The 15378-nt window shown below is 47.7% G+C and carries 6 protein-coding genes; 3 read left to right on the top strand and 3 right to left on the bottom strand.

Going from position 1 to position 15378, the window contains the following annotated elements; translation table 11 throughout:
* Window positions 1–10 precede the first annotated feature (10 nt).
* The 3 genes from AC4IE8_RS21115 to AC4IE8_RS21105 all read left to right on the top strand — a co-directional run bounded on the left by AC4IE8_RS21115 (window position 11) and on the right by AC4IE8_RS21105 (window position 6231).
* Window positions 11–3631, top strand: coding sequence for a hypothetical protein (locus AC4IE8_RS21115; RefSeq protein WP_490791978.1), 3621 nt, complete (start codon window positions 11–13; stop codon window positions 3629–3631).
* 240 nt (window positions 3632–3871) lie between these two features.
* Entirely contained in the window at window positions 3872–5104 is a 1233-nt protein-coding gene (locus AC4IE8_RS21110) for a hypothetical protein (protein WP_490791977.1), read from the top strand.
* 39 nt (window positions 5105–5143) lie between these two features.
* A protein-coding gene (locus tag AC4IE8_RS21105) for an IS3 family transposase (protein ID WP_490791976.1) occupies window positions 5144–6231 on the top strand; the annotation gives its coding sequence in 2 pieces (ribosomal slippage) (window positions 5144–5405 and window positions 5405–6231; 1089 coding nt in all).
* 116 nt (window positions 6232–6347) lie between these two features.
* Here the strand turns inward: AC4IE8_RS21105 and AC4IE8_RS21100 are convergent.
* The 3 genes from AC4IE8_RS21100 to AC4IE8_RS21090 form a co-directional block, all read right to left on the bottom strand.
* On the bottom strand, window positions 6348–13049 hold the full coding sequence (locus AC4IE8_RS21100) for an RHS repeat domain-containing protein (protein ID WP_490791975.1): 6702 nt from the start codon (window positions 13047–13049) through the stop codon (window positions 6348–6350).
* A 50-nt stretch (window positions 13050–13099) separates the two neighbouring features.
* Window positions 13100–14278: a hypothetical protein gene (locus AC4IE8_RS21095; RefSeq protein ID WP_490791974.1), complete on the bottom strand. Its 1179-nt coding sequence runs from the start codon at window positions 14276–14278 to the stop codon at window positions 13100–13102.
* 444 nt (window positions 14279–14722) lie between these two features.
* Window positions 14723–15370 (bottom strand): TVP38/TMEM64 family protein, encoded by a 648-nt coding sequence (locus tag AC4IE8_RS21090; RefSeq protein ID WP_490791973.1) that lies wholly within the window; start codon window positions 15368–15370, stop codon window positions 14723–14725.
* Window positions 15371–15378: the final 8 nt, after the last annotated feature.

Below are 15378 nucleotides of genomic sequence, written 5' to 3'. Positions count from 1 at the left end.
GCATCCTGTCATGAAGTCGCCGGGTCCCCAGTCTGGCCCGATCACCTTCAAACCGGATCCAGGTCATCCCAAGCCGGTTTCGGCGCCGCTATCATCCCCGCTGCAAGCCGGACTCAGTAATATTCAAAAAGAGCTGGGTAAGGCGCCGCCCGGGGCGCCCGCGGGGCCTACCTCGTTCAACCTACCTCGGTTGGTGGATCCTAATGCGCACTATTTAAGCCGCGATCCCAGCGGGCGGATCACCCGATCCCAACGTTTTCAGCTCAACGCGAATTCTCCCTACATGCTGGGCGCCACGAGCTCGGGGCATGTTGTCGCGCCCTCTCATGAGGTCAGCCTGTTGGGGAATGCCCCTCGCCGCATGGATCAAGGCTGGTACGAGCGATGGTTTGAAGAAGGGTATTGCTCAAAAAGCACCCCCGAACAATGCGATAAGCTCAAAAACCTCAAGCGCTTCTATCACCGGCCTTATGAGAGGTTACTGGCGGGGATGCCTCTGCCCAGGCTGCCCGAGAAATACGATAAACCGCCTGTCAGCTCAAGTGACTTCCGCAATCGAATTCGCAAATACTGGGAGGGTAGGTATGACATTGATCAGCCCTCGATGAGTAAGGCGGACTACCTCAAGGAGGCAATGAGCCAGCCGAAATTTAGTGATAAAGGCGCCAGACAGAACCCGACAACGCTCGACGAACTCGAGCGTATGGAATACAACCTTAAAATGACCCAGCGCGCCAAAAAAGAAGGATGGCCCACGGGGGAAATGCCCATCGATCCCAGTCTATACGCCCGTACAGAGGCGAATCGGGAAGCCATCTATGAACACAAGCCAAAAGATAAATCCTATGGCACCTACTGGGATGAGCAGCATCAGAATAAGCACTGGTGGGATTATCTGGCCTATATCAATCCGCTGGCACAGGGGGTCAAGGCGCTTAAAGCAAGGGAAAACTATGCGGCTCAATTCAGTGATCCGGTTCATGATCTTTATAACAAGCGGAAATTTCTTTTTGAGCATCCCAATTGGTTAAAGCAACATCCTGAAGACAAAGAAAAATATATGATTGGTTTCTTGGGAAACCGGTTGCCTAAACCATGGTACGGTAAAATCGGTACGGGGATCGGCGATTTTGGGCTCGGACTCCTGGATGTTGCCTCCAATCCTATCGGCGCGGCTGATAGCTTTATCAAGTCGGTATCCACAATACCGGATGACGTCGCGAAAGAATGTACTGCGCCCGGTGTAAACACGAAATCTTGTGTCTGGGCGAACCAGTTACTACGACCTACTGGGTTGGGCAGTATCGCCGATGTGGGCTGGCAATCCGGAACACCCCTCGATTCTCCCATCCGCAGTGAACCCACCCTGCATAAGGCGCTGGATATCGCTGGGCAGTCTGGCGTACTTCTTGGCTCTTTGGCTTTGCCGGTCGTGGGGGAGGCGGGTGAGGCAGGCGCGGTCGCCTCTAGGCTTGGAGCCCTGGGGGAGGCGGGTGAGGCAGGCGCGGTCGCCTCTAGGCTTGGGGGCCTGGGGGAGGCGGGTGAGACTGCGAGGGTCGCAGGGATGACCGGTAGGGGCTTGGCAGGTGAGTCCACCGCTGGTCGTGCGGCCCAGTTGTCCGAAAATACCATCCCCAAAACGGTCTTATCGAGTGAAGGAGAGGTTGCGCCCCAAACGGCCTTATCGGGTAAAGGGGGCCTCGCCCGGCGGGTCGGCACCGAATCCCAAGTCGGGCAACCGATCGCGCCGCCGTCAACCGATCTAGCCAGGCCGTCGATATCATCCCCCGCTGAAACGTCGGGTAAAGTGACACCGAAACCCGAGCAGCTGGTCGCCAATGAAAAGCGTATGAAGGATTTGTCCACTTGGCGGAATGATTTGTCCCCTGAACAAAATTTCGAGTGGCAGAAAGAACTCGATGATTTCATGGTCGAAACGGATCAATTGCGTCAATGGGAAGAAAACCCTGCTTACGCCGAGGAGCAGCCGACGTATTTCACCCATCCTCGTTATGAGCTATTCCGTAATGATTTCGATGAGGCCCTGATGAATGAACAGGCCGATACGCTGCTTTCGGACTCGGAAAAAGGGCGTGCCATGCGCATGAATGACCGTCTGGCCATTTTAAAAAATGCACGTAAATCCCCCCCCGAGCGCTTTAACTTGGAAGGCTATACGAGTATGGGGGAGACTCCTGAATTTATGGAGAAAGACGCCATCTATCGTGAGTTGATGGAATATGGAAAAAACCTCAAGACCTTTAGGCCGCAAGCCAAGCTGCCTAAACCGCCAAGCTACTCAAAGTTAACCCGCCTATACGATAAGGCAAGGTGGAAGCTTAAGCCTGGGAAGGCAGCCGGTATGCCGAACAAAGGAGTGTATGATGACTGGCTGGGGCCGCGGTTTAAGAAGGGGGAAGACCTCAGTGAGTGGCTATCCCAACCCAAGGCTGAAAAGTACTATAAAAAATTACAGTCTCGGCTGAAGGGCGACCCGAGGATGCAAAAGTGGTCCACAGGGGCTGAATATCCCACGCGAAAGCCACCACCAGAGATAGAGCCGCCTGAAGCACCCTCGGCGGTTTCTGAGGGAGAACCGCCGCTCTCAAGTGACGAAACCGCCGCTCTCAAGTATGCAGAAAAGCATGCAAGTATCGAGAAAAGCATGAAGGAAATTGATGAGGCCCTAAAAGGCATTGATCGTCGACCTCCTACTGAAGCGCCCACGGCGGTTTCTGGGACAGAACCGCCGCTGGCACAGCCCGCACCGCGGCTTAACGCACCCACAGCGGTTTCTGGGACAGAACCGCCGCTGGCACAGCCCGCACCGCGGCTTAACGCACCCACAGCGGTTTCTGGGACGAAACCGCCGCTCTCAACTATAGAGGGAAGCATTAAGAATATTGATGAGATCATAAAAAGCCTCGATCGCCCACCTCCTACTGAAGCACCCTCGGCTGTTTCTGAGGCAGAACCGCCGCTCGCAAAGAATATCGACCCACGAGAATTCAAGGAAAGCGTTGAGGATATAACCAGCCATCTTAAACGGCCTAAAGATGAGCGTTTATTGACAATCCCCCGGAGCAAACCGGAACCGGTGGCTCAAGCGTCCATGGCGAAACCGTATACTCCTAAGGAAGCTCCCGAGCTCCATAGAAATCCCTCACCGTTGCTCAAGGGCTATCCGCCGGGAAACAGTACGCTGGAAGACTTGAGAAGAATGACGTCGATAGAGCAGATGCAAATCGATACCACGCATCTCATCAATGACTCATCATACCCCGAGGCCTTTAAAAATGAATTGAGGCGGGAAGGCAAGAGTGAGGAGTTCATTCGGCAAGCTGAGAGCAAAAATATCGATACTCAAGTGAAGAATTACCATTCACGTCGAAATAAAATGATTGAAAAGATCGAAGAGGAAAATGCCGGGTTGGCCGAGTCAGGAAAAAAGAGGTTCAGTCTTTTTAGCAAAAAACCAAAACAGCCCGAAATCAATACAAACGAGCTGATTAATAAGGCCAGAAAATCTCGGATTCTACGCCCGAGTTATGATTTCGACATACCCGAAACAACGACTTTTGATCGGATGGCCTCGATCCGGAAGCCCGTGAGAAAAAAACCGAGAATCTAAGTTATGCTCAATATGGCAAACTGGTCGCCAGAACTGAAAGCGCTTTATCAGAAAAAATACCCAGGTGGAGGTGCCTCGGCCTCCCCGATGAGCCGACCCAGGCCGATCTCACCGTCCATGGCGGCCCCTCCCGGCCTCGGCGCGCTGCCAGAGGACATGTTAGGTCAACGGGCGTTGCCTCAGGCGTCCGACCCATACCAGGGGATGCCAGGCCCAGCATCCAGCCCCATGGAACCTAGCTTGGCGTCTTCACTGGCGAGGCCTCGCCAGGCACCGACGCGCATTCGGCGCGAAACCGATATACCACAGCCTACCCAGGCCTCACTGAATCCGGGCACGGACGCAACCGTTGATGACAATGCTCTGGCGAACGTAAATCCTCCGCCGAGCAATACCGGGTATACGCGGCTGCAGAAAAAGTTTCAACAAATTGATGCGGATAAAGCGTATACGGATCAGCTGTCTCTGTTTGAGCCGAGCTACCAGAAATGGAGGGACTACTATACGCGTACAGGCAAGACCCCCTGGAAGTTCCAAGAGGAAGGGTCTCAGTGGCCCCAGCGGATGCAAGATTATTATGATGCCTGGACTCAGGTATATTATCCCGATGGTATAGGATCGGTTGCAGGTGACCCCAATAATAATGCGTCGGTGCCCTCGCTCTTCGAGGAAATTGACGCGTATTTAAAAAAACTCAAGTTGGCGCAGCGTGACGATCCAAACTATGTCCCAGCCGGCGGGGACAACGGCGGGGAGACGATGACTCGACAGGCTATTCCCGGCGTCTATCCCGAAGCCATGAGGAATTATAAGGGCTCAAAATTCACGCCTGATGAACTTAAATTTCTTATGCAGGAGATTACGCCTAGCATACAGACCCATCGGACCGCCCAGCAGGAAGGGAAAACGATCGCCGATGATCTATCCGGTGGTCGCTATGACGTGGGCGATCTGATGTCGCCCGGCCTCGAGGCCCAGACAACCGGACAGCCAGACCCCTCGGTCTATGATCCGGTGTTAAAACACGCGATGGACAGCGTGATAGAGCGCTATCAGCGCGATATCATGCCTGGCATTTCAGATGAAGCCCAGGCCTATGGGCAATACGGTGGATCGAGACAGGGTGTAGCGGAAGGCCTTGCGGCCAAGGGGCTCGAGGAAACATTGGGCGGGCTCAGTGCCCGCATGAATCTTGAGGCCTATAAGGATGCCCAATCCCGTGTCATACCCGCCACGCAGGCCCGTGCGGGGCTAAGAAAATCGTCCCTTCAGGATCGGTTTAGTAATCGGGAAAGGGCCTTGCTTCAGCGGTCTGCGCGCACCCAGGAAGCCGATGATTATGTTAAACGCATGTTTAAGAATTGGCGTTACGGCCCCGATACCGATTCGGATGCGCTGACTCGCTACCTGAGCCTGCTTCAGCAGGGTTCACCTGGACCCTCGGTAATCCTCCCAATATTTAGATGGATTTGAAAGTAGAATTTTCTCACAATGATTTAGGAGAGAATTCGCATGAAGAAATCACGCTTTACAGAGCCCCAGATTATGGGGATATTGGCACAGGCAGAAAACGGCGTTCCGGTTCCTGAACTTTGCCGCGAACATGGTATGTCGAATGCGTCATTTTATAAATGGCGGGCGAAGTATGGCGGCATGGACGCTTCCATGATTTCTCAAATGAAAGCCATGGATGATGAGAACAAGCGCTTAAAGAAGATGTATGCTGAACTCAGCATGCAAAATGATTTGTTGAAGGAAGCCCTTGGAAAAAAGCGCTGATGCCATCCCAACGCAAGGAGATGGCGGTAAGCGCGGTCGAATGCCACGGCGTATCTATTGCCCTGGCGTGCCGCACCTTTTCCATCAGCGAAACTTGTTATCGTTATGCCCACAAGCTCAGCGATGAGAATGCCGAGATCGCTGACTGGTTGGTTCGATTGACGGACACCTACAAGGCATGGGGCTTTGGCCTGTGCTTTTTGTATCTGCGCAATGTCAAAGGTTTCAAGTGGAACCATAAGCGTGTGTATCGGATATATCGGGAACTGGCGTTGAACTTGCGGATAAAGCCTCGTAAAAGGCTTGTCAGGGAAAAGCCCGATCCACTGAGTGTTCCTGATGCGTCCAACCATACTTGGTCGATGGACTTTATGGCTGATCAGCTGAGCGATGGCAGGTCGTTCCGGGCCTTGAATGTTCTTGATGACTTCAATCGTGAAGGGCTTGGCATTGAGGTGGACTTCTCACTACCGGCTGAACGCGTTATCAGGAGCCTCAACCAGATCATTGAATGGCGGGGCAAGCCGTTGAACATCCGTGTGGACAACGGCCCGGAATATGTCAGTATCACTCTGCTGAACTGGGCGAGCAAGCGTAATATCAACATCATGTACATCCAGCCGGGAAACCCCCAGCAGAATGCTTACATCGAACGCTACAATCGAACTGTTCGCAATGAATGGCTTGGGAGATATGAATTTGGAACCATAAAGGAGGCAGAAGATCACGCCACTCGTTGGCTATGGACATATAACAATGAAAGGCCCAGTATGGCCATCGGTGGCATAACACCGAAACAGAAACTTAATATGGCAGCATAATTCTACAATCACGTCCCATTAAAAATGGGAGGATTACCGTTTATCTATGGAATGTTTGGCCCTGTTGTAAGAATTTTTAACGGATCCAAATTGGCTCAAACTTTATTGGGTAAAAATTATTGTAGGACACAACAGCGCCGGTGGGGGGGTAAAGCTTCCGATTCTGCATTCGGTGTTGTTTCAAATGCAGGTGGTATTGGCCGCGTATTTTCTGGCGAAAAACCAGGGGTTCGCGCTGGTAATTGAAAATCTTCAGGTATGGTCAAATCTGGCTCAACAAATATACTTACGGTTTCATCACCCGCCACAGAGGCACTTACTGGGCGCAAACCAAATTCTGTTGCAATTCTCCAGCTTGATCTTCCATTTTGGGATTGGCGCAAAAAAGAATCAAATAATGCCTGTGTCTGTCTTGAACCATTAAATTCCGTAAGAATACGGGATCCCATTTCATTCTGTATGCCGACACGATTAATTACCCTGGGGACAAACTGTTGATCTTCATTGAGTAGCAAAAACTGCTCTCTTGCTACATCACTTGCAGTAAACGGGGCATTGGGTGATCTATAATTTGAATAAAAATTGATATATCTATTCTCTGGGTCGAAGATATTAAAGAATTCTGATGGCCCTCTTTCTGCTCCATGGAGGTTTGTAATGTAGTCGGGGAAAACTGAGTGTACCTCAATAGTACTATCTGTTACATCTATTGTTGTTGAATTTCGAATGAGATCTCTTGTTTCGGATCTGCGATCGCTAATTCTCTGTATACGAGCGCGTATCAAATCCAACTGACTTTCGGAGTCACTACTGGTTGCCCGAGAATCTAAAGAAAGTCCGGCACCTATATTTTGCCCATCTGTACTTGATGTTGTATCGGCTGTTACTTCTGAAAGGGTATTAGAAAACTGCGGTAATATGTTGGTAGCCGTCTCACCTGCCACAGTGATTGAATCGCTGACTGTGCTGGCTGTTGCTCCAACTTCCCCGATCGCAACCGTGGCTGATACGCTTGTCGTGGCGACAAGGGTACTTTCCGTTGCGCCTGCACCTGCCGTTGCAATAGTTGCCGAGACCTCTGCCCCAGTGGTTTCCGCCGCAAGATTGGATGCAGTAACTGTGGCAGCGGTTTGTACAGCTTCTGTTATAATCGTCGCAGCGAGAGCTTCTATAAGGTCATCCAATCCAAAAAACAACCCGGCTGCATCCCGGCCCGAGAGCGGATCGCCAGAACCATAAACATAGGCCGAGCTGTACTGCATGGCGGGATCAGGGACCAGATAGCGGCCTGTCACGGGGGTATAATTACGTAATCCCAGATCATATAGCCCTGTATTTTCATCCCAGGGGTTTCCGGTAAACTCAGGTTGGCTATCGAACTCTTGTCCGGCATTGAGAGCAATGGGGGTACCATAGGGTTCGTAATCCCATTTTTTTAAGACGCTCAGATTTTGCGCATCAAGGACGTGCGTAAGATTTCCCTGACGATCTGCAAATTGATAATGCGTTTTTACCCCGTTTTCATCTCCTACAATGTTGAAGTACACAAGGTTTCCGTCGCTTATCCTTTTTATTATTTTTTTTGTGCCATTTTTCTTCAGGATCTCAAATCCATCTCCCAGAAAAAGTCTTTCCTCTACAGTGCGGCCATCTTTTTTGAAGAGCCTGCCCAGGACTCGTAGTCTGGGCGTATAACGATACTGTGTAGATTGTGAACCATTAGTAATGGACTGGATGCGTCTATCCGGGCCGTATGCATAGGTAATACTTTGAGAACCTTCTTCTTTCCTGACCGGAAGCCCTGTGGAATTATAGCTAATACTCAAAATTTTCTGGCCGCTGCTTCTGCTTTTCAGTAGTCGATTGCTTTTTTGATCAATGTAAAAAGAAAGGTCGCCTTTTTGCGTTATATTGTTATTCGCATCATAGCTGTAACTCACGCTCCCGGTCTTTGATGAAATACCATTGGCTTTAACCAGTCTGCCGTTGACATCATACATATATGTTTTGACTGCTCCATTTAGACTCTCGCTTCTGATCAGTTTATTTGCGGTATTATACGTATAATTTTCCCTGGAAAGAATGTTTTTATCTGCATTGGACGCAAGACTGTTTTGTAAAAACAACCCCCAGGGATCAAACTGGTAGCTGGCCTGTAGTTTATTGTTTCCGTAGATGACTTTTTGAGGCGTGTGCAATGCCGTATAATCAAAAAACGAAACGGCAGCCTCGGAAACAGCTTGTCCGTAAGCGTCAAAATACGATATATTCTTGAGGACCGTCGAGACAGGATCATATGTATGTTTGACGGTGCTTTTATCGGGATATGTAATAGATATGACGTTGGAAAGGGTGTTATATTCATACGTAAAGGTGTAGGTATCATTTGGAGTTCGTAGGACACGGCGCGCGATGTTGCCCTTTGGCGTATAATCATATTCCAAAATCACATCGTCACGCATGATTGTTGTGGCATATCCCTTGTTAAAATACCCCTGACGTTCCTCATCATAACGATAGCTGGTTACAACCTGACCGCTAGCAGGGCTCGTTGAAACGACGCGGGTCTGCCGCGACAAACCATCATAGTCATATGTTATCCGCGTACCATCTGCGTAAGTCTGTGATGTAATTTGCCCTTTTGCGTTGTGCTCGTTACATATTTTCCCGATATCAGGCGCCGTAAAGCAGCGAAAAAATCCAGAAGACGTGAGATCTCGTGTTGTTATCAGATTGCGAGAATCTTTTCGTGTTCTTTGAAGTCCGACCAAACTGGAAGTTGTTGTTGTTTGTGTCCCGTCTGGCCAAAGAGCGGTTTCAGATCGGTTGATGTAATCTTGCACTTGTGCGATACGTAACACTAAACCCTTTTCACTTGGATTTTCTGGCCCTTGTGTGGTTCTTGGATCCGGACCCAAATAATTTATTTTTATCTGACCATCAGCATATTTTCTGGCAATCTGCATTGTGTAGCTATTACTGCGTCGGACAGATGCCAGCTGGAAGCGATTATCATAACTCAAATCGGAAAAGGCTTTTTCCTGATCCGCGGTTGTGTTGAAAGAAGGCTGGAATGTTCGTATTATTAATCCTGTGTTTTGATCTCTCCAACGCCGTGTTGTATCAATAATTTTGTCTTCCTCAAAGCTCTTTTGTTTCAGATATAGATTATTGTCTCCATCGTAGAAATTGCGTGTAAACGGCCAATTATGAATTACGTCGTCACTCCAATTTATCCGCGCTCTGGTTTCGGGCGTGTATCCTCCCGACGATAAAAGAGAGGAAGTATTGGATGAGACCATCACAAGTTGGTTATCGGGTGATGTGTCATAATGCCCATCAACTAAACCTAGGTCATTATAGGATGTTTTTACACGCCGACCGTTCGGGGCAGTAATCATCGTCGCGTGGCCAAAACGCGGATCATTGACATATGAAGTAGATAACTGCAACCCTCCCCCTGTTACGACGCGCTCCTTCAAAAAGCCGTATTCATCATAGTGGTTCGTTGTACGGGTTATTTGGTCTTCGGAAGGATAGGCGCCGTTTCGACGGGTAAAGGCCGTATGGGCATCCTGTGTCGCCAATTGTCCTTGAGGAGTATATGTAAACTCGGAACCACGAAAGCTATCAACAGAGTTTTCATATGCATAGAATGATGAAACATTGTAACGACCATCTTTGCTATATCGAGTGCTGAAAAATTTTAAATCTTGCTGTGGATTCCATTGATACATTTCTGGGTCGGTAAATTGAGAGCAGGAGTTCTTCTTTGCCGACAGTATTCCGGTTCTAAGACCAACAATCCAGTTGCTGTTTTGCGTGTCATTAAGGTAAGTATAGCAACGGTACAGTGTCTCATCGGAACCATTGACTGTCTGCGCGGTCCAAAGGACATTACCATAAAAACCATTGGGTGTTTTTACAGGAGCATAATTATACGCTATAGTGCGTTTTAAAGAGATTTGTGGCTCTTGCACGCTAGAGGCTTGCGTCGTCGACGCATAGCTTAATGTTTGGTGGGTTTGTAAACGGGGCGACAAAACCTTGGGAATCGTTTGAGGGTAAATTTCTACGACATCGTTCTCGTATATTTTTTTAGATAAGATAGCATTATTTTTAGTATCTATATTGGTTTCATTTCTCACGCTACCCGTTAAGGGAAACTTCAAATAATACTCGCGTTCAATACGCTGGCTTTTCGCGGGCTGGATTTTATCAACTTGCTGAAAGCCAAGAAATATCCAATCCAAACGATTGTATATCGACCCCCAATAGCGATATTGTTCAAGAACAGAAGATGCGTAAGGGGCAACAGACCCATTTGCCCTTATGACTTCGCTTACCAGGCGGCGGGGACGGTTTAATGTGATAAGAGGGTAGTCAACAGGTTTTGAGGTCTGGAGGGATTCAGGTTGCCCCGTTATCAAATCATAGGAAACTTGAACTGTTGACTGTAAACCATTCTCTATTTTCTCAACCGTTACATATTGAGGATCATTTTGATTTTTCCAGGCCGAAAGTGTAAGTTGTTCATTTTCCTGCTGTATGGAAACAATATCGCCAACACCATCAGCTCCTAGGTCAATGACCAAATTGCGTGTGTTGGCGCCAAATGTCGGGGTGCGACCACGGTAGGCATAGCTTGTTCCCGTATGTGCATAAATTTCAAACCATGTATTGCTTGTACTGGAAGGCTGACCACCACCGCCTTGATATTTGACAAGATCAGGTCGACCATCAGCTGTCATATCAATGAACTGCGCACTACGAATAATATCCTTGTTTTCCGGTTGCTGGCTCGCAATAAATGGTGCGGTGACATTGTCAGGATCTTGAGGAGACAATAACATTTGTGCAAATGATTTGCCCTGATTGATCCAAATTTCTCCGTTCAAAGGTGTATTGTCTTGAAAACGAAACAGTACAAGGTCTTTTAAGCCATCCTGATTGAAATCAGTCCATTTATAAGCTGGTATCGTCTGCCAGTCGTCATTTCTCCCAAGAGATACAAGGTTTTGTGTTGTGCCTTCAGGTCCATTTAGTACTGATTGCCGGTTGTATAATGCAGAGGCAAAAACATCGAAATTTTTCGGTATATCAGACTGACCTGAAAATGATTGACCCGATCCCAGTATAAAAAAATCTGACAAACGATCATTATTGACATCAACAAAGTTAATGGACTGCGCTTGTACGGGAACAATATCTCCATTGATCTGCCGATTAACATCAACACGTGTGGGGAACCCACCAGAAGGAGATGAATAAAAGGCTGTAATCGCATATGTTGTAACGCCATTTTTTTCAGAAACAACCGGTTTAATCTGAACCAAATCTTGCAGCCCATCACCATTGAGATCACGATTTATATAACTTGGTTTATTATCACCCGACGAGATATAAGTATCATCTATCCTCTGAACATTAGTTTCTCGAGTAAAAGTACCTGTTCCCAAGACACTCAAATAAGCCTGGGCTAGAGTGCTACCATCCGAACCACGAAAAATTTTGACGAGGTCCTTAACGCCGTCACCATCTTTATCCATGAGTAAAAAGGGAAAAGCATGCTCCCCTACACCATATGAATCGAGAGACACACTTTGAGAGACTGATGGGGAAAATCTCCCCTGTTTGTTCGAGGCTGCAAAGCGGAAAATGGCCTGATCATTTTCCCTCGTAATCAAGGCAACCCCATCATACCCCGAACCATATTTATCCATCACGATAGCTCGTGTTTCTTCCCACTTTGCCGAGGTTGAACCTAAATTAACAATATCGCTACGCTCAAAATTAACAGGTAAATTCGCTTGGGTTTCTGGGTAGCTAAACCGGGTTGGAGTATAACATAGCGTGTTCCCGTCTTTGGCGCAGATTTGAAACTGAGTTAACTGATACACATTCAAAGCTTTGTTGAGTATCTGGGTAAAATTATGTTTGTAAACAACATTACCTTCAAGACTAGAAGTAATGTTTTCTAACATCCTTGTCCGCTTTATTTGCGTGCCGCCGGTGCCAATATAACGCGGCTGTCTTGGTTGGTAGGATACTGTCCTGTAATTGAATTTGATCGTACGATTATGTTTTTCTTTTGTGAGAGCATTGCCGCCGTATTGTATGGTATCTGGATATAAAATATTGTCCTCGGTCGTAGCGTCATAGCCAAAAACGATCTCGTTACCGTTTCGATCCGTCTTTTTGGTTATCCCCCAGGCCAATATATCTTTATTCTGGATACTCAGTATCGCATCATTCGCCATACCAAAAACGAGCCGACCACCATTTTGCAAGTCAATTTCAAAGCCACAAGGCCCATTCCCACATGTACCAACACTGCGAATACGGTGGGCACGAAAATGCTCGGTGGCATATAAGGTGCCATCTGCACCATAGGCACCAGATGTGGCAACCAGACGCTGGCTATTCCAGCAAAACCGGTTGTCTTGATAACTTTCTTTGCCTTCATTAAGGCTGATATTACCCCAAATGCCATCCTGCCTTCGGGTTAAACGGCACAATGTGATACTCTGAAGCCCGCCAATCTTCCAACCCAAACCGAGTATACCAGGACCCGCACCACTATCGTATTCTAACGACAAACGCGGATTGGTTATAGCCGGAGCTATTGATAATGGGATAGAGTAACTCAATGATCCCTTAGCGGAAACCGTCAAATTGCCCGGAATGGCAAAAGCAATGTTACGGCCCGCATTAGAATCTCCCTGTTTTTTTGCTTCAGCTTGCACAACGCCATTAGCCGCAACGTACAAGAAGAAAGAAGCAAAAAAAAATGTAAAAGTCTTTTTTATAAAAAACATGATCAAGCGTGCCTCGACTGAATGGATGATAGCTATTCGCGTGCAGCGGCTTACGAAGCAATCGCAGGGTTAATTTCTATATGCCCACCACTGCCTGCATTCCCATTATTACCAGTGCGCCCATTGATAGAGCCGGCATTCCCGCTGGCCCCTGATTTTGAACCATTTCCGCCGCTCTTACCGCCAGGTCCACCCGCACCAACAACACCACCAGTGCCCCCTTTTCCTCCTGTAGACGTCAACACATTTCCTATCAAATCGTGGCCCGATTTACTCTTATAATGTACAATCACTGTACTACCATCGCCACCACTCCCCCCATTACGGCCATTACCTCCATTACTGCCGTTGCCCCCTTTACCGCCATCGCCACCCCTTGTGTGCTCAGCCGAGCATGTTTTATAAAGCCCCCCATTGCCGCCCCGACCGCCATTACCACCGTGGCCTCCAACTCCACCATTACCACCATTACCTCCACATAAAACGACGGATGCATCCAATTGAAGATCGCCTATATTGATGGCTACTGTTGGTGCATTTTTCCCGTTTTCACCATTTTTTCCATCCGTTCCCTGCCCCCCGTTTCCGCCATCGGAGCCCTCACTCCCGTCAGCACCCCGAATACCACAGCTAGAACAAGTTCCATCGGTTCCATTGATGCCAGGTGTACCTTGAACACCCTGTTTACCATGTTCGCCATCCGTACCGGATACGCCATATACTCTGAAAAGGCTCTCAGACGTTTCGCCTCGGATTACCAATGCAGTGAATACAGTATTTGTACGTATCTCTATATAGCCATCGTCTTTCACGGTAACCGTCCCGTAAGTAGCAAATGCATGCCCGTGATCAATAATGAGAGGGTTATCTTTCGTAACGGTGATATTTTTTCCTGTATATAAAGTGACATTGTGAGCACCCCGTAGAATTACATCAATATATTTCCTGACTTCTGGATCTATACCTTTCTCTATCCCCAGGACGTTTCGGGCAATGTAGTTAATAAGGACCGGTATTGGAACTTCCTTGATAGACCCATACTTCTCTATGATCTCAGGTAAAGAAGAAGGTTGGGCATCCTTCAGCCGAGGCATAGAGACAAATTTTGAGAATCCATCGAAGTCAGCGAAGGTATACGAACGATTTGTAAACGGTTTGTCATAAATTTCTAAGTCTAGGCCTATCGTCTTAAGACGGTCACTAATCGATTTTGCAGAGAATGCATTCATAATTGGAAACTCCTAGCATTTATATTTAAACCACTACCGACTGGCGTTGCGGATAGCACAAGCTATAAAACCAGTCAAACTGTAAAACCGGTCGAACCGAATAACCGGTCGAACCGAATAAATGAGCTACAGCTATTGTCAAATGTTGGTGATAGGCTTCTGTCAGATCATCATCTAATAGTGAGCACCTCACTTAGCGATTGCAATTCAATAATTGACGCAATCCGTACTTGCACAGTACACGAAGTAAATTCAAAAACAATCATCAAAGATTAGTATTCCACCGACTTTAAACATTTTAAATGCTTTGGACGCATCAATAATTTGAAGTGGTCCTGTTTTTTAGGACAGGTTTGCGGCTTTGCTAAGATGTATCGATTTTGTGTTCATGCCGCTGACCCGCCCCCTATAATTCTGGACATAATTATAGGGGGCGGGTCATACTTATCTACGACAGACCCTAAAAAAAACATACCATCCTATCAAAAAAAATGAGGTCAAGCAAATCATGGTGAGAATCGCTGGTGTTGGGTTTTCTAGCGTGCTTATCGATCCGGCATAGGCCGCGATAAAGGCATAGGGCACGGCGCTAAGCATCCAAAAAACGAGAAATTTGAGAAATGGCATACGTGTCATTCCTGCCATGCAGGCCGAGACTTCGGGCAAAATTGGCACAGCGCGTGAGAGTAAAATCACAACGCCACCATGGCTTTTAAAGCTACATTTGGCTTCTACACGTTTTTGTTTATCCTTGATCAAAAAGCGCATCAATATATCACCATATTTCCAGCTAATGCCATAGCCGCACACGCCTGCGGCAAAAAGGCCAGATATAGCTGCCAAAGCACCAATAACCGGCCCAAGGAAATAGCCGCCTAAAATCATCACGGTTAATGTTGGTACGGCCACAAATAAATCTGCAAATAAGAGCCCAACAACAATGACCGCGACATAGACAGGATTGGAATTTTTCGCCATCTCCAGCCACAGTTCAATTTTCTCAACCGTGATTATGCCTGTTGATTTCAAGATAATAAATGTGCTGGCGAAAAATAATGCCAGAAGCAGCATAATTTTAAGGAGTGATTTCATGATGCACT

The organism is Candidatus Thiodiazotropha sp. AKAK2 (assembly GCF_058244685.1).
The sequence above is the reverse complement of the archived record's forward strand: the minus strand, read 5'-3'. Positions and strand labels throughout refer to the sequence as shown.

Coding starts and splice junctions, on each gene's coding strand:
- AC4IE8_RS21115 (WP_490791978.1), top strand. CDS start 11: ATGAAGTCGCCGGGTCCCCAGTCTGGCCCGATCACCTTCAAACCGGAT.
- AC4IE8_RS21095 (WP_490791974.1), bottom strand. CDS start 14,278: ATGAATGCATTCTCTGCAAAATCGATTAGTGACCGTCTTAAGACGATA.
- AC4IE8_RS21100 (WP_490791975.1), bottom strand. CDS start 13,049: ATGTTTTTTATAAAAAAGACTTTTACATTTTTTTTTGCTTCTTTCTTC.
- AC4IE8_RS21090 (WP_490791973.1), bottom strand. CDS start 15,370: ATGAAATCACTCCTTAAAATTATGCTGCTTCTGGCATTATTTTTCGCC.